The organism is Mesorhizobium sp. B2-4-14 (genome assembly GCF_006442155.1).
Classification (GTDB): domain Bacteria; phylum Pseudomonadota; class Alphaproteobacteria; order Rhizobiales; family Rhizobiaceae; genus Mesorhizobium.
In genome coordinates this window covers 1-26,706 of sequence record NZ_VFVA01000052.1, presented here as the reverse complement: position 1 = coordinate 26,706, position 26,706 = coordinate 1, and the positions used below count along the sequence as shown (strand labels likewise).

General features: G+C 59.7%; 28 protein-coding genes, 1 tRNA gene and 3 pseudogenes. 21 read left to right on the top strand and 11 right to left on the bottom strand.

Annotated features, from left to right (window positions below):
* A partial coding sequence (locus FJ938_RS27430; protein WP_348642299.1) for a response regulator occupies nucleotides 1-371 on the top strand: 371 nt, incomplete at its 5' end.
* Nucleotides 372-383: 12 nt separating this feature from the next.
* Nucleotides 384-1,532: a response regulator gene (locus FJ938_RS27425; protein ID WP_140699391.1), complete on the top strand. Its 1,149-nt coding sequence runs from the start codon at nucleotides 384-386 to the stop codon at nucleotides 1,530-1,532.
* 2,224 nt (nucleotides 1,533-3,756) lie between these two features.
* On the opposite strand, the pseudogene FJ938_RS27420 reads toward FJ938_RS27425, so the two are convergent.
* A pseudogene (locus FJ938_RS27420) lies at nucleotides 3,757-4,278 on the bottom strand (adenylate/guanylate cyclase domain-containing protein); the annotation flags it as partial.
* Between the two features lie 1,253 nt (nucleotides 4,279-5,531).
* Nucleotides 5,532-5,738, bottom strand: coding sequence for a hypothetical protein (locus tag FJ938_RS27415; protein ID WP_140699388.1), 207 nt, complete (start codon nucleotides 5,736-5,738; stop codon nucleotides 5,532-5,534).
* A gap of 225 nt (nucleotides 5,739-5,963) precedes the next feature.
* Between FJ938_RS27415 and FJ938_RS27410 the strand changes: the two genes are divergently transcribed.
* The 5 genes from FJ938_RS27410 (at nucleotide 5,964) to FJ938_RS30475 (ending at nucleotide 8,717) form a co-directional block, all read left to right on the top strand.
* Complete coding sequence (locus tag FJ938_RS27410; protein WP_246673562.1) at nucleotides 5,964-6,230, top strand: helix-turn-helix transcriptional regulator; 267 nt, start codon at nucleotides 5,964-5,966, stop codon at nucleotides 6,228-6,230.
* Nucleotides 6,231-6,340: 110 nt separating this feature from the next.
* Entirely contained in the window at nucleotides 6,341-6,889 is a 549-nt protein-coding gene (locus FJ938_RS27405) for an SDR family NAD(P)-dependent oxidoreductase (protein WP_348642298.1), read from the top strand.
* A 107-nt stretch (nucleotides 6,890-6,996) separates the two neighbouring features.
* The gene (locus FJ938_RS27400; RefSeq protein ID WP_140699382.1) at nucleotides 6,997-7,635 is read left to right on the top strand and encodes a recombinase family protein; all 639 of its coding nucleotides are present in this window, start codon (nucleotides 6,997-6,999) and stop codon (nucleotides 7,633-7,635) included.
* A gap of 274 nt (nucleotides 7,636-7,909) precedes the next feature.
* On the top strand, nucleotides 7,910-8,242 hold the full coding sequence (locus FJ938_RS27395; protein ID WP_181169199.1) for a DUF2493 domain-containing protein: 333 nt from the start codon (nucleotides 7,910-7,912) through the stop codon (nucleotides 8,240-8,242).
* 403 nt (nucleotides 8,243-8,645) lie between these two features.
* Nucleotides 8,646-8,717 carry a hypothetical protein gene (locus tag FJ938_RS30475; protein ID WP_348642300.1) on the top strand — a complete coding sequence of 24 codons (72 nt, stop codon included), beginning with the start codon at nucleotides 8,646-8,648 and terminating at the stop codon, nucleotides 8,715-8,717.
* A 93-nt stretch (nucleotides 8,718-8,810) separates the two neighbouring features.
* Here FJ938_RS30475 and FJ938_RS27385 read toward each other — a convergent pair whose 3' ends face one another.
* Entirely contained in the window at nucleotides 8,811-9,791 is a 981-nt protein-coding gene (locus FJ938_RS27385; RefSeq protein ID WP_140699373.1) for a hypothetical protein, read from the bottom strand.
* A gap of 1,095 nt (nucleotides 9,792-10,886) precedes the next feature.
* On the opposite strand from FJ938_RS27385, the gene FJ938_RS27380 reads away from it, so the two are divergent.
* Nucleotides 10,887-11,153, top strand: coding sequence for a hypothetical protein (locus FJ938_RS27380; protein ID WP_140699370.1), 267 nt, complete (start codon nucleotides 10,887-10,889; stop codon nucleotides 11,151-11,153).
* 147 nt (nucleotides 11,154-11,300) lie between these two features.
* On the opposite strand, the gene FJ938_RS27375 is transcribed toward FJ938_RS27380, so the two are convergent.
* From FJ938_RS27375 to FJ938_RS27350, 6 genes are all read right to left on the bottom strand, one after another.
* Nucleotides 11,301-12,368, bottom strand: a complete 1,068-nt coding sequence (locus FJ938_RS27375) for an AAA family ATPase (RefSeq protein ID WP_140699367.1) — start codon at nucleotides 12,366-12,368, stop codon at nucleotides 11,301-11,303.
* Nucleotides 12,365-12,556: a hypothetical protein gene (locus tag FJ938_RS27370; RefSeq protein ID WP_140699364.1), complete on the bottom strand. Its 192-nt coding sequence runs from the start codon at nucleotides 12,554-12,556 to the stop codon at nucleotides 12,365-12,367. The genes FJ938_RS27375 and FJ938_RS27370 overlap by 4 nt, the downstream gene beginning before the upstream one ends.
* Nucleotides 12,543-12,815, bottom strand: coding sequence for a helix-turn-helix domain-containing protein (locus tag FJ938_RS27365; protein ID WP_140699361.1), 273 nt, complete (start codon nucleotides 12,813-12,815; stop codon nucleotides 12,543-12,545). Before FJ938_RS27365 ends, FJ938_RS27370 begins: the two co-directional genes overlap by 14 nt.
* A gap of 114 nt (nucleotides 12,816-12,929) precedes the next feature.
* On the bottom strand, nucleotides 12,930-13,130 hold the full coding sequence (locus tag FJ938_RS27360) for a hypothetical protein (RefSeq protein WP_140699359.1): 201 nt from the start codon (nucleotides 13,128-13,130) through the stop codon (nucleotides 12,930-12,932).
* Nucleotides 13,131-13,160: 30 nt separating this feature from the next.
* Entirely contained in the window at nucleotides 13,161-13,652 is a 492-nt protein-coding gene (locus tag FJ938_RS27355; RefSeq protein ID WP_140699356.1) for a hypothetical protein, read from the bottom strand.
* Entirely contained in the window at nucleotides 13,649-15,028 is a 1,380-nt protein-coding gene (locus FJ938_RS27350; RefSeq protein ID WP_140699355.1) for a tyrosine-type recombinase/integrase, read from the bottom strand. Before FJ938_RS27350 ends, FJ938_RS27355 begins: the two co-directional genes overlap by 4 nt.
* Nucleotides 15,029-15,090: 62 nt before the next feature.
* Between FJ938_RS27350 and FJ938_RS29640 the strand changes: the two genes are divergently transcribed.
* The 6 genes from FJ938_RS29640 to FJ938_RS27320 all read left to right on the top strand — a co-directional run bounded on the left by FJ938_RS29640 (nucleotide 15,091) and on the right by FJ938_RS27320 (nucleotide 18,382).
* A tRNA-Ser gene (locus tag FJ938_RS29640) sits at nucleotides 15,091-15,217 on the top strand.
* Nucleotides 15,218-15,407: 190 nt separating this feature from the next.
* Nucleotides 15,408-15,701: an adenylate cyclase gene (locus FJ938_RS27345; protein ID WP_140699354.1), complete on the top strand. Its 294-nt coding sequence runs from the start codon at nucleotides 15,408-15,410 to the stop codon at nucleotides 15,699-15,701.
* A 587-nt stretch (nucleotides 15,702-16,288) separates the two neighbouring features.
* Complete coding sequence (locus tag FJ938_RS30190; RefSeq protein ID WP_246671505.1) at nucleotides 16,289-16,723, top strand: helix-turn-helix transcriptional regulator; 435 nt, start codon at nucleotides 16,289-16,291, stop codon at nucleotides 16,721-16,723.
* Entirely contained in the window at nucleotides 16,720-17,037 is a 318-nt protein-coding gene (locus FJ938_RS27330) for a hypothetical protein (RefSeq protein ID WP_140610161.1), read from the top strand. The genes FJ938_RS30190 and FJ938_RS27330 overlap by 4 nt, the downstream gene beginning before the upstream one ends.
* A 237-nt stretch (nucleotides 17,038-17,274) precedes the next feature.
* The gene (locus FJ938_RS27325; RefSeq protein ID WP_140610162.1) at nucleotides 17,275-17,724 is read left to right on the top strand and encodes a GNAT family N-acetyltransferase; all 450 of its coding nucleotides are present in this window, start codon (nucleotides 17,275-17,277) and stop codon (nucleotides 17,722-17,724) included.
* Between the two features lie 415 nt (nucleotides 17,725-18,139).
* The gene (locus FJ938_RS27320; RefSeq protein ID WP_140610163.1) at nucleotides 18,140-18,382 is read left to right on the top strand and encodes a hypothetical protein; all 243 of its coding nucleotides are present in this window, start codon (nucleotides 18,140-18,142) and stop codon (nucleotides 18,380-18,382) included.
* A 29-nt stretch (nucleotides 18,383-18,411) separates the two neighbouring features.
* Here the strand turns inward: FJ938_RS27320 and FJ938_RS27315 are convergent.
* Nucleotides 18,412-18,483, bottom strand: a pseudogene (locus FJ938_RS27315) (transposase); the annotation flags it as partial.
* A gap of 390 nt (nucleotides 18,484-18,873) precedes the next feature.
* On the opposite strand from FJ938_RS27315, the gene FJ938_RS29635 reads away from it, so the two are divergent.
* The 6 genes from FJ938_RS29635 (at nucleotide 18,874) to FJ938_RS27290 (ending at nucleotide 24,941) form a co-directional block, all read left to right on the top strand.
* Nucleotides 18,874-19,047, top strand: a complete 174-nt coding sequence (locus tag FJ938_RS29635; protein WP_181165611.1) for a hypothetical protein — start codon at nucleotides 18,874-18,876, stop codon at nucleotides 19,045-19,047.
* A gap of 63 nt (nucleotides 19,048-19,110) precedes the next feature.
* Entirely contained in the window at nucleotides 19,111-19,611 is a 501-nt protein-coding gene (locus FJ938_RS27310; RefSeq protein ID WP_140610164.1) for a DUF6496 domain-containing protein, read from the top strand.
* Between the two features lie 280 nt (nucleotides 19,612-19,891).
* On the top strand, nucleotides 19,892-21,082 hold the full coding sequence (locus FJ938_RS27305; protein WP_140610165.1) for an NADH-quinone oxidoreductase subunit D: 1,191 nt from the start codon (nucleotides 19,892-19,894) through the stop codon (nucleotides 21,080-21,082).
* A gap of 44 nt (nucleotides 21,083-21,126) precedes the next feature.
* Entirely contained in the window at nucleotides 21,127-21,258 is a 132-nt protein-coding gene (locus FJ938_RS30365) for a hypothetical protein (RefSeq protein WP_281407610.1), read from the top strand.
* 548 nt (nucleotides 21,259-21,806) lie between these two features.
* The gene (locus tag FJ938_RS27300; protein ID WP_140699350.1) at nucleotides 21,807-24,377 is read left to right on the top strand and encodes an EAL domain-containing protein; all 2,571 of its coding nucleotides are present in this window, start codon (nucleotides 21,807-21,809) and stop codon (nucleotides 24,375-24,377) included.
* A 378-nt stretch (nucleotides 24,378-24,755) separates the two neighbouring features.
* A complete protein-coding gene (locus FJ938_RS27290; RefSeq protein ID WP_140610167.1) occupies nucleotides 24,756-24,941 on the top strand; it encodes a hypothetical protein in 186 nt (61 codons plus the stop codon).
* Between the two features lie 34 nt (nucleotides 24,942-24,975).
* On the opposite strand, the gene FJ938_RS27285 is transcribed toward FJ938_RS27290, so the two are convergent.
* Nucleotides 24,976-26,043, bottom strand: coding sequence for a GH25 family lysozyme (locus tag FJ938_RS27285; RefSeq protein WP_140699345.1), 1,068 nt, complete (start codon nucleotides 26,041-26,043; stop codon nucleotides 24,976-24,978).
* A 303-nt stretch (nucleotides 26,044-26,346) separates the two neighbouring features.
* On the opposite strand from FJ938_RS27285, the pseudogene FJ938_RS27280 reads away from it, so the two are divergent.
* Nucleotides 26,347-26,630 (top strand): annotated as a pseudogene (locus FJ938_RS27280) (DUF1402 family protein); the annotation flags it as partial.
* Nucleotides 26,631-26,706: the final 76 nt, after the last annotated feature.

Here is a 26,706-nt window from a genome sequence, read left to right as displayed (position 1 = left end):
GCGGCATGAGCAAACGAATCCTGATGGTGGAAGACACCGAGGACAACCGCCAGATCATCCGCGATCTCATTGCCACCACCGAATACGAACTGATCGAGGCGGCGGACGGCGCCGCCGGCATCGCTGCAGCCGGAGAGCACAGGCCGGACCTGATCCTTATGGACATTCAGCTCCCGGTGATCGACGGGTATGAAGCGGCCCGCCGCATCAAGGCCGACCCGGCGCTCCGGCACATTCCGATTATCGCTGTCACTTCCTACGCGTTGTCGGGCGACGAGGCGAAGGCCCTTGCTGCTGGGTGCGATGGCTACATTGCCAAGCCATTCAGTCCGCGCCAGCTGCTTTCCGAGATTCGCGGGTTCCTTTCTTGAGGGAGGCATGCCTTGCACGATCCGCCTCGCATACTCGCGGTCGACGATACTCCGGAAAACCTCGAGATCCTGCAAATGCGCCTCGAGGCGAATGGCTATGAAGTGGCAACCGCCGCCGATGGTGAAGAGGGGCTTGTGAAAGCCCGCAAACTCACGCCGGATCTGATCCTGCTCGACGTCATGATGCCGAAGCTCGACGGCATCGCGGTGGTGCGCTTGCTCAAGCAAGACGAATCGCTGCGATCGATCCCCGTTATTCTTGTTACAGCCAAAGCCGACACGCGCGACGTGGTCGAGGGATTGGATGCCGGCGGCGACGACTATCTAACAAAGCCCTTCGAGCACCAGGCGCTGCTGGCGCGCGTGCGATCGATGCTGCGCCAGAAGGCGCTTCGCGATACCGTCTCAAGCCAGGCCCAGCTGCTACAGGATCAGGCCGCGCAGCTTTCCGACTGGAACCGCTCGCTCGAGCAAACCGTGGCTGAGCAGGTGACGGAGCTCGAGCGAATGGCGCGGCTCAGGCGGTTCCTGCCCGGGCAAGTCGCCGACCTCATCGTTGCGGCGGGCGACGGAGACGCGCTCTTGCAGAGCCATCGTCGCGAGGTAACCGTTGTCTTTTGTGATTTGCGCGGCTTCACTGCCTTCGCAGAGACCGCCGAGCCCGAAGAAGTCATGACAGTTCTTGCCGAGTATCATTCCTGTCTGGGTGAACAAATCGTCCGCCACGAGGGAACTCTTGAGCGGTTCGTGGGCGACGGTATCGTCGTGGTTTTCAACGATCCGCTGCCATGCGCCGACCACAGCGAGAGAGCCGTCTCAATGGCCGCTGCGATGCGCGACGCGATTGACGAGCATTCAGAGCGATGGCGCAAGCGCGACTATTTGCTGGGCTTCGGGATCGGCATTGCCAGGGGCCACGCAACCATCGGGCGCATCGGTTTTGATCAGCGCTCGGACTATGCCGTCATCGGCACTGTGTCGAACCATGCTGCCCGATTGTGCGAGGAGGCCAAATCTCGCCAGATTCTCGTCAGCCAACGCGTCCTCGGCGCTGTCGAGTCGCTGGCCGAATCCGCTCCGGTTGGTGATCTGACGCTGAAAGGTTTTCGCCGCCCGATGCCTGCCTATGAGATCGTGCGGTGGATCGGTCGGCCAAGCTAACGTCAGACGCACTCCGGTCTCTTTCGGACGATATGGCGCGTCGACCGTCGGCACAAAGCAGTCCAGCCATCGACCGATCTCGAAATCGCCGCAGACGGCCGAGAGCGGAACTTCCGCTTCCGGGATGATGCGGCTAGAAAGCCGACCTTCGCGTCAAGCAGAGCGTGGACTGCTCTGCGCCACTTTCCGACCTTCACTCGTACTCGTGGGAAGGACGGCAAAGGGTCAAATCTGCCCGTTTAGCCACACGCTACCTGGGTCATAGATACGCCGCGCGCTGAATAAGGCTAAGCAGTTCGCTCCTTCGTTAAGGCGGCTCTTTACGGCGATCGTGCCGGCGACACGAACGTGGCGTTTGCGCCAACAACCGAACAGAGTCAGAGAAGCTTGGAGGACGTCATCTGACTACGGAAAACTCGTCCTTTTCCCAGCCGGGAGCGCCGTAGACCGCCTCGTATTCGTCTTGGCGGCCCGGTGTTCTAAATGAATTGCGAAATATCGCCCCGCAGCTTGTCAGGTCCCTTGGAAAGGCCTTGCACAAAAAATCGCCTTGCACCCACGCAGTCCCGACGCGCGTCGTCTCGCCAACGATTTCGCGGACGGGGCCCTCGCTCGAGGTCGTGAGCTGCATGGGCCGAAAGTCGGGATATACCGTCTTTCCGCGGATCTCGTGTCCGAATATGGAAGATCTTATTTCCGCACCGGTAAGCCGGTTCTTCGGATCCATGCCCCATGAAAGCGGAAGATCGTGCATGCCTGCTCGGGTCAAGCCAACCAAAATGCGTTCAATATCGGCGGTGTTCTTGAACACCATGTAGTCTTGGGTAGCTAACAGGTTTGGTTCGTCTCCAATTAACTTAGCAACAATCACCTTAAGCTGTTCCACAGCCGAGGCAGCCTTCTCGATGCGCCCCAGGTGCGCATATGCGGAAGCAAGGATCTGCAGGGCAAAGAGTTTGGTCCAAGGTTCGGCCGATGCAAGGTCCATCGACTCGATCTCGCGAACCGCATCCTCGAATTTTTCCTGGCCGAACGCGGCTAACCCGGCCTGATAGTGCCGGTAGTCCATGGACGAGTTCGGGTCGACGCGCGCGGCCGCATTGAGATAGGTCAGCGCGTCGTTCGGCCTGCCGTTGAAATTCAACGCATTGGCGAGCGAGAGATAGTTCTGAGAATCACTGGGATCGAGCGCTACCGACTTCAAGAGAACGGAGACCGCTTCGTCCGAGTTGCGCTCGCGGACCATCAGCTCCGCGACGAGTTGATAATAACCTGGCGAAGGATGCTTGGCCGCCGCCTCGAGGGCTTCGTACATCTTATTACGAGCCTCGTCATGCGAAAGACCCATCATCACGGCGCGGGTGAGGCCCGCCTCCCAATACAACAGGGCGAGCTTCGCATACGCAGCGCCAAAATTCGGGTCGAGTTGCACGGCGTGCTTCAGATTTTGCACCGCGGCGGCAAATGCATCTGCCGTGTTGTCGCGATTGGAAATGTCCAATGACCGCAGGTAAGCATCATAGGCGGCCGGATTGCTTGTCCCGCCAGCTCGGCCCGCCTGTGGTCCGTTGACGAGACGAAGCTCGAGCGCGCCTGCGATCCTGCCGACTACTTTGTCCTGCAGCGCGAACACGTCAGCCCACTGGCCATCGAAGCGCTCCGCCCAGAAGTGCCCACCAGTCGAGCCATCAATGAGCTGCGCGTTAATGCGCAAGTCGTCGCCGACGCGGCGAATCGATCCCTCAAGGAGGTACCGAACCCCCAACGCTGCAACGATCTCCGCGGGGATCGTCTCCTTGCCTTTGTAAGCGGAGGCTGCGTTGCGCGAGATGACGAATAGGCCGGGTACACGCGCCAACTCAGTTGTCAGGTCCTCAGTGAACCCATTTGCAAGGTACTCCTGCTCCTTGTCGTCGTTCAGGTTGTCGAATGGAAGCACAACAATCGAAGGTCGGGCGTCGACAGCTGCATCGGCCGCCGACTCGTCCGGCTGGGTAATTGGCTTCGAGATCCACCACCAACCGGACGCAAGGCAGAGGGCGAATATCAAAGCTCCCGCAACCGCCGGGATGTGCCATGAGCGCGGTCGGTGGGGGGCGATGCCTTTGCCCGCCGCCCTCGAATCGGGCAGAACGGGCGGGAGAGCCAGCGTGACTTGGCCAATCACCGACTTCGTTTGATCTGCAGGTTTCGTCGCTGGCGCAGACTTGGCTAGCGCCGGCTTGCCCACTTCCAGCGAATAGACTCTGACCGGCTCCGCGATGTTCTTCAGTTGGGTGGGGCCGAGATCGGTGACGGCGACTTCCAGCCGCCCCTTCACCTGGCGGTAGGCGTCCTCAGACAGACAGATCGAGCCCGGCGCAGCGACGCCCTGCAAGCGCGCGGCGATGTTGACACCGTCGCCCATCAGGTCGCCGTCGCTCTCCTCGACGACATCGCCCACATGAATGCCGATCCGGAAAACGATGCGGCGATCCTCTGCCACGCCGGCGTTACGCTCGACCATGGCATTCTGGACTTCGATGGCGCAGCGCACTGCGTCGACGATGCTGCGGAACTCCACGATCGCGCCGTCGCCGGTGCGTTTGACAACGCGACCGTGATGGACTGCAATTGTCGGATCGATCAGGTCGCTTCGCAGGCTTCGCAGCCGTGCCAGGATGCGATCTTCGTCTGCGCCGGCGAGCCGGCTGTAGCCGACCACATCCGAACAAAGGATCGCGGCCAGTTTTCGCGTCTCGCTCACAACGCGAGCCCCCAGCAAAATGGCAGATTAGCACAAATTCGCGACCAGAGTAGCCGTGTTCAGTTAGCGTAGGGCAACCCAGGCATTGCAAACCGGATTCCCATTGTTCCCCTCCGGCCCAATCAAGACCTTGGACATGTCGAGCCCAAGTGTCTGTAATTGGCGCAACAGCGACCTAGTTGCCGCAAGGTCTGCTTTCGGGAAGCAGCAAAGCTGACCTCTACGGCTGAGATTGGGCGCAAAGCAGCCATGGAACCTCTGCCACCTGACGCGTAGGCGCCGAAGGTCCAAAATTTGACCTATTACTCTACTCGTCCATCATCCGACCGATAAATCCGACAACGGAGAGTGCACCCGCTGGTCTTGGGGGATCCCATGTCGACCCAACTTCCTCCGCCAATGCGCGCATCGACTCTGCCCATCCCGCAAGCTCGGCTGTGCGTTCAGGCGTTATGCGGCTGTCGAATGCCCATCCTTCGAACACGTCGGCTAAGTGTATCATATGACGATAGCCGAGCTCCTCGCGCAGGTCCTCCGACCAGCGTTGCTCTGCAGCTTGGTCGAATGTTCGCGCGACTCCTTCGGCCGGGGACTTCGACTGGTTCCTGCGCTCCTCCACGGCGTTCAACGCGAGCAGGTTCTTAGCCGCGAGGCGAAGCTCTACCCTTTTCTCTGAGCTCAGTCCTTCGCCCGTCGCAGCGCGGATCTCGAGCGTTCGAGCCAATGCAATCCTTTGCTGTGGAGTCAGACGGGGCATCGGTTTAACTTTCGCGCTGTTCGGGGCCTAGGGCCGCTCATCTACCGATCGAGGATTGCTGGTGCTGTTCGATTGAACTCCTGGCCGCAAAAAGCCGCAACCCACGACACTGGTCCCAGAAATACAAACACGTCTTGAGCGAGCACGAATCATCTCGGAAGTGTGAAGCAGTCTCCCTCACAGGTAATTTTGCCGAGGTCTGATTCTGGGACGCGCACGGGACGGAAAACGTGGACGACAGCGGGCTTACGGTCCGCGTCAACGTACACTCTCCACCCGTTTGCGTAACCCTTTTGGGACCCATGAATATTGGCGCAATCAAAGTCGACGGTTGTTTTTTCACAAGTGCCCCCGACGCAGATGGTGGCCTGGGGTGGCGGTCCATCAAGTGAGCCATCGACATAATTGGCACACCCCGCAAATGCTCGGTCGGAAGCGCCGGCAGCTAGGAATGCGGCAACAAGAGCAAGGACCAAAGTTTTCATCAGCGTGTCCACTAGTCGATGAGAAATTCACAGATGCGCTCGGCGTGGTAGCGCGATCCGTATGGCGACCCTGCCACTTCAGCGAGGAACGCGCGGTCGCGCATGTGGCCGCGGATGCAGCGCTGGTACGGCGAGAATTCCGCATGGGCCCAGATCGCCAGAAAGGCGCCGATGATGACGCTCGCCTCGATGATGCGATCGCGCGTGCGCCCGGTCATCGGTTCGGTCCCTTTGTGAACAAATTAAATCCGCTGCGCATGAAACACTCTCCGCGTTACGGCAAGGTCAATGCAGAGGCACGCTACAGGGCGAGACCGAGCGGCGAGCGCAGTCGGCATTGCGTTTGCCTCAGTTTACAACGCCCATTACTTCAACTTGCGTCGAGAGGATATCCAGTTTTTGGATAATATGAAATTCGGATTACCGCAACGTCGAAGAGAAATTTGCTCGACGAGCGGATGGCCAAAACCCTGCATTCGGACCGCCATCGGCGACTTGCTGAGTTGCTGACCGAGAAGCGAAAGCTGGCAGGATTGACGCAGGCAGCTGTCGCCAAAGCTCTCGATCGCCATCAACCTTTCATAGCCAACATAGAAAATGGCGATCGTCGCGTCGATCTCATTGAGTTTCTCGACCTGGCGAAGGTAGTTGGGTTCGATCCATTTGAAGTCATGCGCCAGCTAGAGGCCGTCGAGCCGCTGAAGGATTAGGAGTTGCTCGGCTCCGGACCTGTTCAATGGGCGGGGTATTGGCTTCCGCCCGAGGCAATCTCGATGTTTCTTGAGGAACAGGGCCGCGTGACGGAGTGCAGGAGGTGACTATGTCCGCACAGACAAATCCAACAACGAAGACGACAATGACCCGGCTTTCAGGAAAGACCGCCCTTGTTACCGGCGCCTCGCGCGGGCTGGGCCGGGCCAGTGCGCTGGCGCTAGCCCGAATGGGCGCGCAGGTTCTGGTCCACTACAGCAGCGGCGCGAAAGAGGCCGAAGCCGTCGTCGACGAAATCCGCAAGGTCGGCGGACGCGGCGACGCGGTTGCTGCTGATCTCTCCATGCCGGACGGTGCGCACAAGCTCGCCAAGCAGGTCAGCGCTGTGGTAGGTGACCGGCTGGACATTCTGATCGCCAATGCCGGAATCTCGAAGGCGGCGGCCATCGAGGAGACCACGGTCGAGGACTTCGACAGGCTCTTTGCGATCAACGTCCGCGCGCCGTTCTTCCTCGTCCAGGAATTGCTGCCGATCATGGGCAAGGACAGCAGCATCGTGCTCGTCTCGCACAGCAGAACATCGCCGGAGCGTTGCGTTCCTGGCCGCTATCGAAATCCCAGGAGGAAGAAAACCGCAGCAATGTCCGCTGAGGTATAGCCTAGCGGAAAGTCTACCTACTCCTTTTCTCAAGTCCGTTAGGGTTGATTTCAATCAACGGACGGTGTAGGCAACGGACATTATCCTAATGGACAGGAGCACCGTCCGTGACCAAGACCATCCTCTACGCTCGTGTCTCGACCCTCGATCAGACTGCGGACCATCAACGCGCACAGGCGGAGCAGGCCGGGTACAAAATCGACAAAGTCATAACCGACAACGGCGTGTCGGGCGTTTCTACCAAGCTGGCGGAGCGACCCCAGGGCAAGCGCCTATTTGACATCCTCCGCCCCGGCGACACACTAGTCGTGCGCTGGGTCGATCGGCTAGGCCGCGATTACCGGGACGTATCCGACAGCATCCGGCATTTCATGCGCGACGGCGTCGTTATCAAGACTGTCATCAACTCCATGGTATTCGACGGCGCCACAAAAGATCCGATCCAGCAGGCAGTCAGGGACGCTCTGATCGCGTTCATGGCAGCCACGGCTGAAGCGCAGGCCACGGCTACCAGAGAAGCCCAGCGGGCCGGCATTGCCGCTGCCAAAGCCGGTGAACAGAAGAAGTATCGTGGTCGCAAGCCGAGTTATGATCGCAAGGCCTTCGAGATCGTTACCGCAATGCTCGACAGCGGCGCCGGAGCCTCGGCTATAGCAAAGGCAGCGGGCCTGTCCCGGCAAGCGGTCCTCCGGATCCGGGAGGATCGTGCATTGGCGGAGCAAGCGTTGGCGCTCTGGGCGATGTAGCCCAACGGTCGCCGACAAGGCGGAAGCGTCGGCGCCGGGCTTGCGGCGCAGCGTCGGGACCGGCGTGACCAGACCTCGCTGCATCAAGCTTGTGAGGATGCGGGGCCCATGGGGGCGTGGTACCGCGGCGGGAAGTATCGGCCTTTACCGGACTAGTTCCCAGGCGGATACCCTTCCTCGCCAGCGGCACGAAGTAAATATCGACAACCGAAACTAAAGAACAACCATATGTCTATCGACGTGTCCGGCAAAGGGGGCGAATCTGAAGGTACTTGTGTGCGGCGGTCGAAATTTCACAGACGTCGCTTTCGTCAACGCAGAGCTTGATCGCCTGCACGCGCAGTACAACTTCGACATCGTTATCGAGGGCGACGCGAAGGGTGTAGATCGCATCGCTGGCGAGTGGGCGCGTGCGAGAGGGATTGAACTGCTGGTGTTTCCTGCCGACTTGAAGGGCGAAGGCAGACATGCCGCGTTGATCCGCAACGAAAGGATGCTGCGCGAGGGTAAGCCCGATCTGGTCCGCGGGTTCCCGGGCGGCGGCGGAACCTGGTACACATGTTCCCTGGCCGAGAAGCTCGGGATCACAGTTGTGAGGCTCGCCTGACCTCGTAAGAGGGACGTACGGTCCTTCACCGGCGGACGCTGGTCCTCCCGCTTCTACGACTGACGGCACACAGCTTGCCGGCTATCTCTCCGAAAGCACGCAGCGTCGCCTTCTCCAGTGCCACTCCCTTTTCGTAAAGCTTATCGTATGTCCGCCAGTGGGGCTGCGTCCGTAAACCAGGCCAATTTCATCCCACCAAGATCGCTCTGAGCAGAAGCGAAAGTTCGCTCTTGTCCTCTGTCTTCCTGCTATCGTGGAGACCAGGAGACGGCTCTATGAGCGAGAATCGTAAGCTAGCCGCTATTCTGGCTGCAGATGTGGTCGGATACAGCCGGTTCGCGGACGAGGATCGTACCCTGGCGAGACAAAGGCCAGCATTGCCAACAAGCTTGCGCGGGCAACCATGTCCGCGCATTTCTTCCTTGCCTCGCTTGCCGCTATTGGTCGAGAAAGCGTAACACTAGAAGAAATCTAGACTTCTGAGGGCAGCTTGGGGAAGTTTAGGGGGATCATTGCGGTTCTCGTCCTGGTCACGCTTGGGGTAATAGTAGCCCAAGCGGGATCAGCTTCATCGAACGATAGCCAGCAACAAGGGACCACCCAAGGTCAGAACGCACCACCAAACGAAAATAACGCGCCCAAATCGGTCTCGCCCCCAGCCAGCCAAACGAATGCCGGCGAAGGGGATAAAGAAGTAGAGCAGAGCGGCAAGCAGATAGAGCAATTCGCCGACTCCGCGCTCGCCGGCATGCTTCGCTTTGTCGAGTTCGTTGACGCCCATGAGGGCTTCTTTCTGGTCGTCTTCACCGCCCTGCTGGCTGTTTTCACGTACATGCTCCGGAGTTCCACGGACAAGTTGTGGAAGGCTGGCGACGATCAGATGGTTCTCATCAAGGCGAACGCCGCGCAGCAATCCATCGACATGCAAGCTTCCATCAAAGTCGCGGAAGACGCTGCCAAGGCTGCTAACAGGTCCGCCGAAGTTGCCGAACGGACTATGGTGTTGAACGACCGGCCTTGGGTCGGGGTAGAACTTCAGATTCTCCGCCCACTGGTTTTTACCGCCGATGGTTGCAGCATCAAATTGGATGTGACGATCACCAATCATGGCCGGTCGCCGGCTATCAGGACCGAAGCTTACGTCGAATTTTTTGTTTCCACTATCAGGGCAATCGAGTGGAGAAACAAAATGGAAGACAGCGCTAGATACATGGTCGCGAACATGTTTGGCCAAACATTGTTTCCTGCGGTCCCCCGCCCGAAAAAGTGGTCTCTCACCGCAAGCAGGGATGATATCTCGGCCGGGATGGCTGAAGATGAAGAAAATCGTCTTCGACCGATAGTGGCGTACTGTGTTTATTACAGTCTCCCAACGGGTGGCCGCGCTCGCTATACGTCCGGCATCCGAGAAATCTTCAGAATTGGCCATGAGCCTTTCGACGGCAAACCGGCCACTTTCACTGATCGCGAAATCAGATTCTTGGACATGGTGACTGAAGACGCCACCTGAGCCTGCCGCCAAGAGAAACGTTACCAGAAGCCCTGTCATGTCAGCACCGCTGACATGTGGGCTTAGCCCTTGCCGGCGTCCCGTGGCGTTTGCGCCATAATACCGAAATGTTCCTCAGTTCGGGAGCGGCTCATTCTATCGACGGCGCGCGTCTACGTGGGCGCGCAGGGATGCGCGGCCCGCGACGCCATTCAGGATCGCTTGTTCAAGTGCCATCCCATCTGCGTAGAGCTGAAGGTATCTGCTCCAGTGCATTCCGCGTGGCTTGTCCGGAAAGGGCCGCATCATGTTCGCAGACCCTCCTAGCCTTTGTCGCAGCTTCTGCGCCTTTGAGAGAGACCGAAGATGTGGCACTTTGCTCTGAGAGCTATAAACAAGATGCTGACACCGGCGGCAGCGGAAGTGCTCGCCACCATATAGAACGGCACACTTTCGGTCGCAGGCAGGACAGACGAACCAATGCCGCTCGCCGCCAAAATGCTGTTCCGTAAAATCAAGCGCGATTAGCTCGTGCACGTCCCGCCAATGCTGGGACGGACCTTGATGGCGGTAGGTCAGCTCCAGATAGCCTTCGTTCGCGAAGATGCCAATCGAACCGACAGACCGGCCGTTGACGGTCCACCCCAGGTTCCCTCGGCGCCCCGGCTTCAGCAGCTCGTACTTGCGCAAATCCGATATGCGAAGATCCAGCAGGTCCTCGCACTTCTGGCGGGGTCCAGTTCGCCAGCGATTTCCCGACCCTCGGCCGCCCATGCCAGCCTCCGATTTCTCGAAATAGTGTGCGAACTTCATACAAATCTAAGCATGCATTTAGGTGATAAGGGTCGACATTCGGGCGGCAAATCGGACTAGGTCAACTCTGCCGAAAGACTCTTGCCGCCTGCGTGTCCGCCTTCACAGATTTCTTCAGCCCTCGGCTAGCTAAGCGAGAACTTCGAAGGAGCTCTTCGTCTCGCCGAAGGGCGGGCAGAAGACCACGAAGAAGTCGTTCCAGGCTCTTCTAGGCAGTTGCAGGGCTGCAAGAGCGCGACGCTCGCTCCGGAACAGATCACCGGCAAATCTCGCAACTTCAGCCAGTGTAATCGACAGCGAATGAGAATAGTCTGACCGCCCGGCGTCTCCTGGTCTTAACAGATGACCGAAATGCGCCAGTGCTTTGCGACTCCATCCGCGTTCGGCACAGACGCCTTGCACGAGATCAAGGAACTTCGCCGCATGGATCACCTCCACTCGACCGCGGTCAAACGGGAAGGCCACGATCTCATCGTTGAAGAAATCACCCTGTGCCCTCACCCCATGTTTAGCCCTTCGTCCGGTATGAGCGTGAGCGGCGGCGCCATGGTCCTCGGCGGGGTCTTCGACCCCTGCACCCCGAGCAGGACGTTCGTCCTGTCGACCTAGCCGTCGATCTCTCCCGCAATGCCGCTACCTAGCTTTTCCATGCCTGTTCCTTTTTCCCTCGAAGACGAGCTTCGTCCGGCCCGTGAGTGCATGAGCGTACCCCCTATAAGGGGGCGGTGCTCACGCTCAGCTCACGATTCCAGGCTGCTAGGTATGAGCTTCGTTGTGAGCAGGATTTCTGCTCACGCTCATGCTCACGATGTCGCCGTTGATGGTGATTGATCCCTCAGCCTGCATCTTGCGGACTGCGGTGCTGAAAGCTCGTGAACGGGCATTGCTCGAAGGTTTGTCTGCCCACGCGTCGAAGCAGGCGTTTTGCCAAGCATTCTTCGACGCTTCGCCATTCACGGCGAGGCGTTGCAAGATGACCAGCGCCACCGCCGCGTCGGTTTGCTCACGCCGGTCTTTTCCTGCCTCCCTACTTTCAGGCTCGACCGGTTCGCAAGCATTCAAATTCCGGACAACCTGGCCCGAAATTATTCCGCCAGCGGTTTCGACATTGATCCCGGCTATATCAAAGCTGAACCGAGCGCCACCCGGCCCGTTGCGCATTTTCTCGACTTTGCCGAAGGTGGTGCCCAATTTTCCTTTGCCAACGCGGATAATCGCGTCGGCACGGTCGAAAAACACCTGGCTGCCGCGCATGCCATTGCGCTGATCCTTACCGGTGTGGTGGACAATTAGGAAGGCGCATTCCATCTTGCGAGCGATCTTGTCGGCGCTGCTCATATACTCGGAAGCTGCCGAGGCGTCGTCCTGGCTCTTCGGCCCGAAGCTGGCCGCCAGCGTGTCGACGATGATGAGTACGACAGGGTGGCCCCATTCCTCTTTCAGGTCTTTAGCTGCGGCCAACACGGCGAGACGGGCCGCGTTGGTACCAAGCCCCTCGGGTGGCGCCTCCATGATCCCGACTGGCAGCGCGGCGGGTTGAAGGTCGAGATCGCGGGCGGCGGCCACCAGCCGAATTTTGGCGCCTTCGATATCCTCGCCCGCCACATACAGGACGCTGCCCTGGTTGACCGACTTGCCAGCCCACTGCAGATCCGCGGCTACCGTCGCCGCCGTTCTGACCGCTATGCCTGTCTTTCCGGCGCCGCTGGGGCCGTAGAGCAGACAAGGGCCGGCCGGGAGAACATCGGGAATGATGATACGCCGTCGGGGCTTGTCGTGCAGCAGGGCACGTTCGACCTCGGCCAGAGTGACGAAAGCCGTCATGCCGACCTCGCCCGGATAACGTTCGCCTCGCGGATAGCCGCGCCGGCATCGATGGCGCTGAGGCCGAACCGCTCGCGCAGCTCGACGATGACCGGTCGCGAACGCTGCGCGCGCGGTGTCTCGACCAGCCATTGGGCGGCTACGTCGATGACGGCGGATGAATCTAAGACCTGCTCATTTCTGCTCATCAATCGCCTCTTGACCGAGAAATTCCTTACTGCTCAAAAAGGCGCTTGCCCGGATTGTATTGGCGGGAAGCTCTTTCGGCGCTCGGGCGGGCAGCGCACGAAGGAACGCTTCCAGGTCTTGACGCAAAATGACCGTGCGCCGGCCGAATTTTCGGGCGACAAGTTGCCCAGCATTGATCGCTGAAAAAATCCGCGTGCGGCCGATGCCGGAAAATTCGACGGCTTCCTCGATGGAGAAACCAAGTTTGTTGGTGTTCATGAAAATGCTCCTCGGGTTGTTAACGTGGAGCAAGGTTGGAGCGAAGCACCTGAAAAAAGTCTGGCAACGGAGTCACGGAATTTAAGGGCGGAATTTCCCTGATGTTTTTTTCGCCTATTGAAACATCGCCCTTGCCTGGCGGATCGCTTCCAGATCCGCGGTCGTCAATTCATCCTCTGCCACTTCTGGCTTCGGAGGCGCGGGGGGCTTGGGCGGCTGGCTTGCGGCCTTCGGCTCCTTGTCTCCAGCCTTCGCCTCGTCTGACGTCTCGCCTTCGATCTGCTGGCCGGCCGCAATAGTCTTCTTCGGTGTCATGCCGCGCTTCTTGATCAGCTCTGTTTTCGCCTACTGGCGCTTCTGCTCAGCGAACCGATATTCCTTGTTCATCAGTCCCCAAAGATCACCAAACCCACGGTCGCGGGCTTCCTCGCGCGCCTTCTGTATGATGATTGCGAGTTTTTCATCCTTGCGCGCGGCGCTCAGCCTATTTCGCAGGGTCCGCTCATTTTCGCCATTCCATCGTCTCGCGAACCGTGGCGACGTTGTCATGATGTGAATGGCCCCGCTGTCGGAACAGCGCCGTTCACCAATGACGCGGTCGGCATCGAGGATCAGCGCGATATCCTTTCTCCAGTCTCGCGGCCGTCCAACCTTGCCGCGCTTGGGTGGACGAAAACTTGGCTCGTGCCGCAAAAGAAGCGCTATGGCCAGATGCTCCCAGGGCACATCCCCGTCGGGGGTCAACTCAATGCGATGGCGATCGCAAACCAGCATCAGTTTTTTCCACCAATCTTCGACGTCGTCCCAGTCGATAGGCTCGGTCGTGGAATCCTTCACGACCCCACTCCAAGCCGAACGACATTGCCGTCCCGGACCGGGACCAGCGGGACCACCGCCCGAGCCGCCAGTTCCTCGAGCCCGTCAACGATCCATTTTCCGTAATGCCTCTCGATCATCGGCACCGACGTATCGTGCAGGGCCGCAACCAGCCGAATCGGCAGATTGGCGCGGATGCCACGCACGATCGAGGAATGGCGCAGCGCGTATGGGATCACGTCGACCATCTTCGCCCGTTCCCTGATGTCGTGCCACGGCCGATGTAGTTCGCTAGGCGAGTGCCAGGGACCGCGCCCATCACGAACCCACCGAATTCCGCCCGCAACCTGCTTGTACCGCCAGCGCTCCAGTAACGGAGCGTCGTTCTTCCTGCCCGTGACCGTTGGCAGCAGCGCGTCTAGCACGTCCTTGCCGATCGCAACGGGAATGCTGCCGCTCTTGCCGCCTCTGCCCTTCCGGCTCACTGGCACCATCACCCGTCCCTGGCTCCGCTGCACATCACCGACCTTCGTGCGTGCGACCTGCGAGAAGCGCGCGCCGGTCGCCGCAAGGACTACAACAAATCGGAACAAATCGCCGTCCCAATCCTGTTCGTCGTCAATCTCCCGCGCCGCGGCAAGCAGCGCGCCCACCTGGGCATCACTGAGGATCTGATTGTCACGCGCCAGCGGAACGGCGTCATCGTCGTCGCTCTGCTGGGCCTTCAAGCCGTGCTTAATGACGGCTGGCAAGGTAGGTTCCAGCCGGCGACGGTGCGCGGCATAGGCGCCGTTGAGCGCCGCTTTCAGGTCATTGATGGTGCGCTGCTTTGCCGTCACCTTCAGCGTCGCCGGCAAGCGGTCGCGCCACTCTAGGAGGTCGCTTTCTTTCAAGGCGTGCAGCGCCACGTCCGCCAGCGGTTCTGCTGGAATTGCTTTCTGTTTGCCACGCTTCTCCTGGCCAAGGATGTACCGGCTGAGCCGCCTGCTAGCATCCGAACGGATCGTGCGACCACCCCTTCTGCTCTCGCGCGCATCGCGGTCGAAAATATAAGCTTCGACAGCCAGTCGCACCGTAAGCACTGGCCCATCGGCTGCGGCCTTGGCATCCTTGCGCGCCTGATCGACAATTTGGCGAGCCCGCGCCTCCGCCTGCGGGAACGTGAACAGACCTTCCGTCGGCTTGTCGTTGAGGTCATTGGCAGGGCCTACCTGCGCTTGCTTGTAGTTCGCGCCTGGTCCCCAGTTGCGCCATCGGGCAAACCAGACTCCGCCCCGCTTGCCCTTGCGATACCAGACCGCTGCCTCAGCATCGAGGCGCCTCGGATATTCACCAGCACCGAGCCTGGAACGAGCATTCGCAGTGGTGATCGTTGCTTCCTTGAGGGTCTTCGCCATGTTCCCGCCTTTCGATTTTTCGAAAACACGTCGAATATACGTCGAATATATGCCCCCGTACAGCGATGAACGGAAGAGAACGAAAACCTTGTAATTACTGGATTTCTGCGAATGGCCGTGAACGAAGAAACCCGGAAAGCCAGCCCTTTCACGGCGGTAACAGGGGTTCGATTCCCCTTGGGCGTACCACAAAATCAAGCACTTAGTGAATTTTTACCGGCCTCTGTCCAAGATTTGGCCAATATGGGCCGAGAATCATCCAACAAAAAAAGGCCCGGAAGCCGAAGCCACCGGAATAAAAGCGGGCCCGAAAAGCGTTCGCGCTTCATGCGGGTGCTCTCAACCCCGAGCGCCTTCCTGAAACGCAAAGGAGAACACCATGAAGCATCTCCTCACGCCAATGATCGCCGGCTTGTTCATAGCCTCCGCCAGCACGGCTTTGGCTGCCAACGTCCATACCGTAACAGGCACGACTGGTCAGCCCAGCCAAACGATCGGCACCTCTGAAACAGGTAGCACCACCCCTGGCCACGTCAGCTCTGCCCCGGGTTCTGCCTTCAATCCCGATGGGAATGCGGGAACACACTATGCCGGCGAGCAGCCGCAGAACTCAAAGAACCCGAAGAGCGTATCTCAATACGACGTGGCCGGCTTCCAGCAATCGCATAAGTGATGCTCGCAAGCCTGCAAAGCACAAGAAAGGCCTGGCAAGCCGGTGGCCGCCGGGCCCTTTCGGGGTAAAGAAAACGCCCACCACCTTATTCCGCAGCGGGCGCTAGTTCGGGAGGAGTGTCCCCTTTTACCCGCGGACAACGATACGCCTCGCTTAGCTGGATAATAAGCTCGCGCCAGTTGAAGTGCTGGATATTCGAGTTGCGTGACTTTTCCGCCACAGACATAGCATTCCCCCCGAAGCAGCCGAGCCCTTTTTTGCTTGCGGAACGCTTAGGATTTCTTATCGCCGTTGGGATTTGGTACTGGTGCCTCTCGCACATCTCGCGGCGGTGGATCGACATGTTTGGGTTGTGGCGATTCTTCCTCGTCGGGACGACGAACAGGTGGCTTCTTCGGGTCCGGCCTCGCCGGAGGTTCTTTGACCTTGATTGGCATATCTAGTTAACCGGCTTCCCGGCATCTCGTTCCGTTGAATGCAAAAGATCCGGAAGCCGAAGTCGCCGGGCCAAAAAATAGCCGGTCTTCGAGTTAATTGACTGTCGCCCCGCCAGTCGGGCCGAAAAACTCTTCATCGCTGATCTCGGTGTGCTTTACCGTCGCCGCCGACGTCGCCAGCATCGTTTCGAACGTCAAGATGAACTTGGCAACGCAGACGCATTCCTGGCTGCCGTCGAAACCGCGCTGGTTGGCGAAGTGCGAAACGCGACAGAGGTTTTTCGAAAGCCCCTCGACGCGACCAACGCCTTGCACGAAGGTATCTATGGGGATGATCGAAGGGGGATGATCGAATTGATGACGCAGTGCCGCGCCGCTCGGGCGCTCGTATCATGGACGCAGCAGAACCTCGCCGACACGGCCAAGGTCGGCATTGCGACGCTCCAGAATTTCGAGACCGGAATGTCTAACCCGCGCAACGCCACACTGGAAGTCCTGGAACGCGCTCTCCGTGAAGCGGGCGTTATCTTCCTCGAAGACGGACAGATGGTCGACGGCGGCGCCGGCGTTAGGTTGAGGAAATGACCGCGATCCTGGCCGCGTTGTGCGCCTACGCATTGATGCTTTCGCCGGCAGCCTCGGAGCCGGCGCTGACTCCGATCGCACGGTGTGAGAACTTTCTGCGGTTTTTCGAACTGCATGGTGAGAGTCACGAGAGCTACAGGCGCATCAGCGTCACGGAGCAAGTTGATCCGCTGAAGGTGACGATCGAATTTGAAATCCGCAACAAGGCGCATGCCCCCCATCGGTCGGTCGCCTCGTGCGAGTTCTATCAGGATCGGCGGCACATCGGCTTCATGACGTTGGACGGATCGCGCAGCCAGATCATCTATGACTGATTGTCTGCGAGGGAAAACAGTGGTTCAACCTGCATCGCTTTCGATGATCTTGCCAGCGCCTTGAAAACCCCTCAGAAGAGGCAGGGAAGCCCGTACAGCGCGTTTGCCGCCAAGATGGCAGCGAACTTGGTCCTTGGTTCGCGATCGACTTTTGGAATCGCTCTAAGGCCCGCTATCGCGGGCTGATCCCGAATCCCGGCTGCGATCGTATTCGCGTTCCAATGGTTGAACTTCACCATGTCCGATCTCACGATCCTCCCCGTCTCCATTGCCTCTGACCTAGGTGCCCTCGCACTCGAAGTCCGGCGCAAGGTGTTCATTGTCGAACAGAACGTGCCCGAGACGGTGGAACGGGATGCCTATGACGCCGAGGCCATCCACCTTGTCGCCATCGACGGCGGCGATGTCGTCGGCACGCTGCGGATTGTCTTCCTGCCCGAACACGCCAAGTTCGGCCGTGTCGCCGTGCTGCGCCATGCACGGGGCAAGGGCATTGCCTCGCGGATGATGCAGGCGGGGATGAAGATCGCGCGGTCGCGTGGCGAGAACCGCTTTTATCTCACGTCCCAGGCGGACAAGATCTCGTTCTACGAGAAGCTCGGCTTCGTAGCCTATGGCGACGCGTTCGAGGAAGCTGGTATGCCGCATCGGGCGATGAAGACCTATCTTACGGATTTGCAAGCGTAGCAGCCCCGCCTGTATGCGTTTCCCGCCGCCGCTGTCCTACATCGCCGAAGCCTCTGGCGCGCGCTGGCGCCTCCCGGAGCGCTCATTTCAGATTCCAAATCGCATTTGCGTTCTTGCTAATATAGGGGCATGATCAGATCAGCCGGGAGGAACTCCGGCATGGCTCGGCTGCTGGTCCCCCAAAGGAAAAACCCCCGGCAGCCGGGCCGCCTCCCCTCCGCATCTGGCGCACTGAAGCTTTGGGAGGCCCCAAGGGCTCTCGGGTCGAGTTGTACCGAGTGGGGCACAATTCGGTTCCCGAAATCACGTGCACCGACCGCGGACTTGATGGCACCGCCGGGGTCGATCTATCCGTTGACGCCTATCTGACGTTACGTTAACTTTTCATTAGTTTTTCCTAAAATAGGAGATTTTAATGAAAACTGCTATCGCGTGCGCGGCTATTGTCCTTGCCGCGTCAAGTGCCGCCGTGGCGCACGAAAAGAAGGCGAAGGTCACTGCCAATGCATGTGCTGGTCTGTCGATCAAGGCGGTAAAGGCAGCAAAATTGGATTGTACGGCAACCGGCACCGCCATTTCATCACAGACCGACACAAGCAAGCCCAAGCCGCGCCTGGGGTACGAAACCAACCCTTGGGTTTTCTCTTTCGGGCTCTAGTTCCTTCCCCAGCAAATGCCCAGGGAACCGAAGCGCCCCTGCCGGTCCTGCGGAACCCGCAGTTCCAGCTTGCCGACACGGGTGAGAAGCGTGCGGCCAAATCGGTCTGGAAGATTGATGCGCGAAAGGGCTCGTTCAATTCCTGCGGTCGTCGTGTGATCGACAGACGGAAGGATCACCATACGGGCTTAGCGCTGCGGCCAGAACAGTGTGCCGAACAGGAGGAACCCCGTTGCAACCAACCGGAACAGGATAACGGCGGCGAGGTTGTTCGCGATACTCGCCAAGGTGGCATACGCATCTCCGTCTCCGCCAGTCTCCTTTGCGAACCGCGTGCAAGACTTCTGGGCGAACGTGTCGCATCCATCATCGTTCCGACGCAGGAACTCTTCGCACTGTCGGGTCGTTCTTTGGACTTAGCGGGCCGGCGAATTGCCTGAAGGGTTACCGCTCCGTTTTTTTCGATCCGAAAAACAGGGAGACTGGGCGACGTGGCCGTGAACGTCGAGGACGGGTCGGCAGGGCAGGCGCTGACAGGCATTTCGCGCTCGGCGGCCTCCATAGCCAGCCGTACTGAGGACCGGGTCATGCTCGACATTGCCGATTTCACCCGCGCCCGGCGGCACATGGTGGAAAACCCAACCCAAATGGCGCGGCGTGCGTGATCCAGCGGTCTTGATGGCGACGCACCGCCACTTTTCGAACGGTTGCCAGGAAGGAGCAATGCAATGCCAGACAAAAAGACCATCGAGAAGGCGCGAAAGGACAAGCGCCAAGGCAAGTCGCCGAGCACCCAGGCTGGTGAGTTCGTTCATGAGGAGATCGAAAAGGTCCGGCGCGGCGAGCATGGCGCGCGCTCGACCAAGCAGGCGATCGCCATCGGCCTATCGGAAGCACGTCGCGCTGGTGTTGATCTGCCGCCGCCCAAGAAAGGCAAGGTCAAGGAGAGCACGCGCAAGAGCGCCGAATACGCCTATGAAGTCGGCCAGGGCGAGCGCACGCCGAAGCGCCGCCCGAAGGTCTCGAAGGCTGTGTCCGAGGTCCTCGAACACGAACCGAAGAACACGACATCGCATGAGGCTCTCTCACGGCAGACCAAGCGCGCGGCATCACACCGGACGGCAGAAGAACGCTCGGCTGCGGCGAAGAAGGCAGGCGAGACGAAGGGCCCGTCCGGTCGTTCGGCCGCGGCACGGAAGGCCGCCGAAACGCGTGCGCGGAAGACCTGACCGGAGCGAATGGGACACGTCACGGACAACCCTCTGCTTCCCCGGAGCCTGGCGGGCAGTTCTACCGAGATATCGCGAGGCCAGATCCAATCCTCGATTTCCTCAATATGGTCTCCGTGCGCATCCCAGTCGTTAAATGCTTCCCATGAGTTGAATGCGCCACAGGGATCACTCCACAGACGCAAATCCATGGAACCCCCAAGCGTTCTTCCCGTTTCAGTTCGTACTTCCAGAAATCGTCACGCCAATTGAGCGGCTAATCCTGAACGCCGAGGGCTCCGTGACTGAAGCGAAGGTTCGTAATTTCACCATCAACTTTGGGCCGCAACACCCGGCAGCGCATGGCGTCCTGCGGCTTGTGCTCGAACTCGACGGCGAAGTGGTCGAGCGAGTCGATCCGCATATCGGACTGCTGCACCGCGGCACGGAAAAACTGATCGAGCACAAGAACTATCTTCAGGCACTCCCCTACTTTGATCGGCTCGACTATGTCGCCCCGATGAATCAGGAGCACGCCTTCTGCCTTGCGGCTGAGAAATTGCTCCAGATATCGGTCCCGCGACGCGGGCAGCTCATTCGCGTCCTTTTCTGCGAAATCGGGCGGCTGCTGTCGCACCTCCTCAACGTCACGACGCAAGCAATGGACATCGGCGCTCTGACGCCGCCGCTGTGGGGCTTCGCCGAGCGTGAGAAGCTGATGGTCTTCTACGAGCGTGCTTCCGGCGCCCGGATGCACGCCAACTATTTCAGGGTTGGCGGCGTGCATCAGGATCTGCCACCGGGACTTCTCGACGACATTTGGAATTTTTGTGACCCTTTCCTCAAGGTCTGCGACAATCTCGATGAACTGCTGACTGGCAACCGGATTTTCAAGCAGCGAAACGTTGACATCGGAACGATCGGTCTTGACGACGCCTGGGCATGGGGCTTTTCAGGCGTGATGGTGCGCGGTTCCGGAGCCGCCTGGGATTTGCGCAAGGCCCAGCCCTACGAATGCTATCCCGAGATGGATTTCGACATTCCCGTCGGCAAGAACGGGGATTGCTACGACCGCTATCTGGTTCGAATGGAGGAAATGCGCCAATCCGTCCGGATCATCAAGCAGTGTTTGGAAAAGTTACGGCTGCCGGCGGGCCAAGGACCAGTCGCGATACCCAATCAAAAGATCACGCCGCCAAACCGTTCCGAAATGAAGCGCTCCATGGAAGCGACTATCCACCATTTCAAACTCTACACCGAAGGCATCCGTGTCCCCACTGGAGAGGTATATGCGGCTGTCGAAGCACCAAAGGGCGAGTTCGGCGTCTATCTGATTTCAGATGGCGGCAATGTCCCGTATCGATGCAAAATTCGGGCCCCATCCTTTGCCCACCTGCAGGCGATGGATTTCCTGTCCAGAGGCCACATGATCGCCGACGTGTCGGCAATCATCGGCTCGCTCGACATCGTGTTTGGAGAAATCGATCGTTAGCGCGGAATGTCAGGTAGCAAGCTGGCCGCGATCGGAGGTCGACGATGAGAGCAATGGTCCTTATCTCGCTTTGGGTGGGAGCCATCCTGCTCATCCCGAGCGGCGCGCATCTTTTAGAGATGCCGCACAAGCTCGCGATGGATCGGGCAGCCTATTTCGGCGCACAGCAAATGTAGCTCGGCTGGGCGCTGTTCGGCCCGCCCATCACCGCAAAGATCATCCTTGACGCAATACTCGCTGTCCTGTTGCTGCGAACGAAACGCCGGGCGGCCTTAGGCGCACTGGTCTCCGCGGCGCTGATCGGGTGCGGACTGATCGTGTTCCTCTTGTGGGTCCAGCCGACCAATGTCGCGATCTCAAACTGGACAACCCAGCCAGGGCAATGGGAAAGGCTCCGGCAACGCTGGGAATACGCTCATCTCGCAATTGCGCGCCATCCTGCATCTCTTTGTATTCTCTCGGTTATTGGGCGCAAACCTCGAAGCAACAGGAAAGCATTGTCCTTTCCGCCTCGTCCACGATCGCGAGATCTGGCAGGAAAGCCTGCGCTCGACGCCCTCGATAGTTGAAGAAAGTAGCTGAGCTGCTTTTACCTGCTGTAAGCGGATAATATCGCTAAGGCCCATCTTAATTCAACCTTAATACGTTTGGCGCTATATTACGAAAAGCGCTCTAAACTTCCCGCGTAATCATCGTATGGCGCGGGATTGGTCTAATTACACCAATGTTTTACCTGAAGCCATTGAAGGATGTTAGCGTCAGGACCAAGCTCTCGCTGGGCTTTGGTCTGGCGTTGTTGTGCGTCATGGCAGTAGGGCTATTTGGGGTGGGTCAGCTGCGATCTCTCAATGAAATCACAGGTGAGATCACAGGCGTTTGGTTGCCGCAGGTCCAGGTCGTGGAGGAGATGAAGCGCAATCTCGCGGAACATCAGCTCTATGCGACGCTGCGCATGCGCACCGACGATACCCGACAGCTGCTGCGCATCGATGACGAGATGGCGAGGGAGAGCGACGAGATTCTGAGGGGTCGGCGTGCCTACCGTAGAAGCGCCGGATCGCGCGCCGAGCAGGAACTGTTCGATCAGTTCGTTTATCTGTGGACGGCCTATCAAGACTCCCTGACATCCATTTTCCCGCTCCTGGAAACAGAGGGGCGAACAAAGGCCCTTAAGGAGTTCGAGACGGTATCGCTGCCAACCGTCGCCGAGGCGGCGCAGCGGCTGGACGGCTTGCTGGCCCTCACCAATCAGCGCAGCACCGCTGTCGCAGCCATGGCGGATCGCACCTACACCATCGCGCAGCGGCTGACCTGGGCCGCGATTGCCTTTGCTGCCGTGTGCCTCGGCGGGCTTGTCGCCTGGATTCGACACAATGTCAGCAAGCCGATCCTCACGGTGAGCGAGGCGATGCATCGCCTAACACTGGGTGACCGTCGCTCAACCCTCGTTGCACCCAAAAGGGATCGCCGGGACGAGATTGGGGTGTTGTTCTCGGCCTTTGCCGGCTACCGTGCCAGCCTGGAGCGCAGTGATGCCTTGGCCCGCGAGGCGGAGCTGGAACGGCAGCATCTGGCCGCAGCGGCAGCAAACATGCCGGTGGGTCTGTGCATGTTCGATGCCGAGCGGCGGCTGGTTTTTTGCAACCAGACCTACGCTGACCTCTATCACTTGCCGGAGACCCTGACCCGTCCAGGCTCGCATTGGGCCGATTTGAAGCAGTTCCGGATCGCCGCGGGGCTCTATGTCGGCCTGGAGCCGGAAAGATATCTGGAAGAACTCTCGGCGACGATCGACCGTGCCGAGCGCGTCGTGAGCCTCGTCGAACTCCGGGACGGGCGCACAATCGACCTCATCCACCAGCCGCTGCCAGGCGGCGGATGGCTTGCCACGCACCACGACGTGACCGACTTGCGGCGTAGCGAGGCCCGCATCTCGCACATGGCCCGCCACGACGGGCTTACCGATCTTCCGAACCGTACATTGTTCCACGAACGCGCCGAGGAAGCTCTGATCGAGATGAGCCGGCAGAACGGCAAGGTCGCCGTCCTTTGCCTTGATCTCGATCATTTCAAAACGGTCAACGACACGCTGGGGCATCCGATTGGTGACGCCCTGCTGAAGGAGGTCGCCGCCAGGCTGAGGCGCGTCCTCCGTGAAGGCGACACGGTAGCCAGGCTCGGTGGCGACGAGTTCGTGATCATTCAAAAGGGGACCGATCAGCCGGTCGAGGCCACTGCCCTTGCTCAAAGGGTCATAGACGCGCTGAGCGCGCCTTACATCGTCGATGGACACGGGGTTATGATCAGCGCCAGCGTCGGCATTTCGATTGCGCCGGACGATGGCGAGAACGCCGACGAGCTGCTCAAGAACGGCGACATGGCGCTCTACCGGGCAAAGGCGGACGGACGCAGAACATATAGGTTCTTCGAGCCGGAAATGGATGCCCGCATGCAGGCGCGGCGGTTTCTCGAACTCGATCTGCGCGAGGCGGTGGGACGGGAGCAGTTCGAGATCTATTACCAACCGCTCCTCAATATCGGCCGCGGCGAGGTCAGCTGCTTCGAAGCGCTGCTGCGCTGGCATCACCCGAAGCGTGGCATCGTCTCTCCGGCAGAGTTCATTCCCCTGGCCGAGGAGATCGGCCTCATCGTCCCGATCGGCGACTGGGTGATCAAGCAAGCGTGTCTCGACGCAGCAGGCTGGCCCAAAGGCATCAAGGTTGCCGTCAACCTGTCGCCGACGCAGTTTCGCAGCACGCGCTTGCTTTCGACGATCGTCGAGGCACTGGATGCCTCGGGGCTGCCCGCGAGTCAGCTTGAGCTTGAGATCACCGAGACGGTGCTGCTGGCCAACAGCCCGGCGACTCTCGCGCTGCTGCAGCAGATCCACATACTTGGGGTGCATATTGCGATGGACGACTTCGGAACGGGATACTCGAGCTTGAGCTACCTGCGCTCTTTCCCGTTCGACAAGATCAAGATCGACCAGTCCTTCGTCAGGGATGCCGATGACGTCGACAGCTCGGTTGCCATCATCCGGGCCGTCACGAGCCTTGGCAACAGCCTCGGGATACAGACCACCGCCGAAGGGGTCGAGACAGCGGAACAGCTCGAGCGGGTACGAAGAGAAGGCTGCACCGAGGCACAGGGTTTCCTGCTCAGTCGGCCGCTCCCTGCTCGGGAAATCCCCGCAATGCTGCAGCGCACGCGCGCCGTCGTGGCTGGCGACATCATCGAGCCTGCACCCGAAATGACGGCCGAGCGGAAGGGTCGGCGTCGCAAGAGCGCGCTGTAGGTAGCGCCCCATGGTTGCAGCTGCGCGAGAAGCTCGGCCTAATCAGCTAGAAGACAAATCTCGCCGGCGCTCGTTCATCGTCAGATCAGCTGAGATGCGAGACACCTTTCCGTTGATTTCGGCGTGGTGCGCTGATTGAAGCGGAAAGGCGAAGAACCGCCTTCTGGCCGAGTTGAACCTGGTCGATGTCGGGCGGCGCGATCCGATCAAGCCGCCTTGATATCCAGTTATCGGGCCGGAACAAGAATTATCCCTCAGACACGCTAAGGCCGAACGAAACGCGAAGACCATCCACACGAGGAAGTGATAAAGGAGCAATTTGACGATCGATCCGATCGGACCGAGAAATCCCGAAAGACAACAGCCGGGACGATGCGCATGAGCGACGAATCCGACGACACCGATATCGTGAATCAGCTCGCCTATGTCAGAGCCGATCCAACCCAGCACGACACGCTTACGCTTCTCACCATGATCGATGCCGCGATTGCCGAGATCATGAGCTTGAGGATGAAGCTGCGGCTGAGCGAGGAAAGGAATGGCGGGAGCAACCAGTTCCAATAGCTGGCCGGAACGGGAATGAACGGCGACGCGAACCCTACTCCGCGTCCGCCATCATCTGCCGACCGCCGGCCCAGGCGCGCCATTGACGCTCGTCGCCATGGAAAACGTTGAGGTCGATGCGGCCGGTGACGCCATGCGACAGGCCGGAGCCGGAATATTGCCAGAACAGCCACTTGCGGTCGCGATAGACCTTTGACGGATGTCTCGCCACCGCGCGCAGCCAGAACGGATAGTCGAGAAAGGCGCCCTGCAGATTGTCGCGATAGAAATCCGGCGCGGTGTAGATGATCGGACGCTGGCCATAGTGACGCTCCAGCTTGTCCATGAACACCTGCATCTTCTCCAGGACCTTTTCGCGCGACGGCCGCCGCTGGCAGCTGGAGTCGCCGTTCCACTCGACATCGATCACCGGCGGCAAGGCGCCTTCGACCTTCGGCACGTTGCGGATAAACCAGTCGGCCTGCTCGCCGGCGGTTCGGCACCAGTAGAAGAAGTGGTAGGCGCCGCGCTTCAGCCCGGCCGCGTCGGCGCCGCGCCAGTTCCTGGTGAACATCGGATCAAGATGGTCGCCGCCATCGGTCGCCTTGATGTAGGCGAAGTTGGCGCCCTGGGCGCGCAGCTTTTCCCAGTTCACATTCCCTTGCCAGCGCGACACGTCGACCCCGTGCACGGCAAGATGCCGGGGCGAGGAGCGGCCGAAATTGATCGGTTTGGCATCGCGAAAGCCATAGCGCGTGATCGGCCCGGCAAGCATGGGCGGGGCTGCCCGCGACAAAAGTTTCGGAGGCGAGACCAGGGCTGCCGGCTCGACCGGCGGATCGACGCTGTCGGGCAATTCGGGCGCCGGAAACGCCACCGTTTCCTCCTCCGCAAGGCCAAAGGGGCGAACAGTGTCGTCCACGGGCGCGGGCTCAGTGCGCTTGCGCGCATTGTTGACCTTGGTGACGGGGACGGATGCGATCGGCGCGCTTGGCCGCACCACCGAACTGGTGGTCTCGTTCGACGGCTTCTGCACGTCGAGCGCATCCATGCCCGATGTCGACGAGCAGCCGGCAAGGCACAGTGATGCGATCACGAAACTGATGACGCCTGGTAACCGCATCTGGACCTGTACTCGAAACGCAACAGACCGAAGGCGACGGCCGACGGACAACCAGGCTCAGTTATGAACGAGAAATTACCAATAAAGTTTGAATCAAGTTTTTTACCAAACCTGTGACCCGTTTCAGACATCCGCCGTCAATGGCGGCCCAAGCCTTGACAGCGCCATGATGTGGCTGTTGAGAGCAGTATGCGGCGTCTCCGGCGACGTTCCCCGAGAGCCCAAAAAAGGCGCCCGATGATTGCGTTGCAGCGATTTCTCCTGGTCCTCCTGCTCGCGGCCCTCTCCTGGAGTGGCGCGCTCATGGTGGAGACGGCGCATGCCGGCGGGCTGGTCGTCGTTCCATCCGGCAATCGCTCCGAAACGCAACCGCCAATCCCGGATGCATCCGCGACGCGAACGCGCGCCTTCAAGACCACCTACCCGGAAAATACGAGAAGATCGTCGCGCTGCTGAAGCACGAGAAGAAACTGGTGGCGCACATCAAGCAGGTGGCGGCCGCCTACGATATCGATCCTATCCATATCGTCGGCGCGCTTGTCGGCGAACATACCTACAACGTCACCGCCGTCGGCTCGGTACAGACCTAGTCCCCTGGAACAAAAGTAAGCTTCATTTTGTTTGGCTTCTGTCACAAGAGCAGGAGTTTGATTCATGACTGGC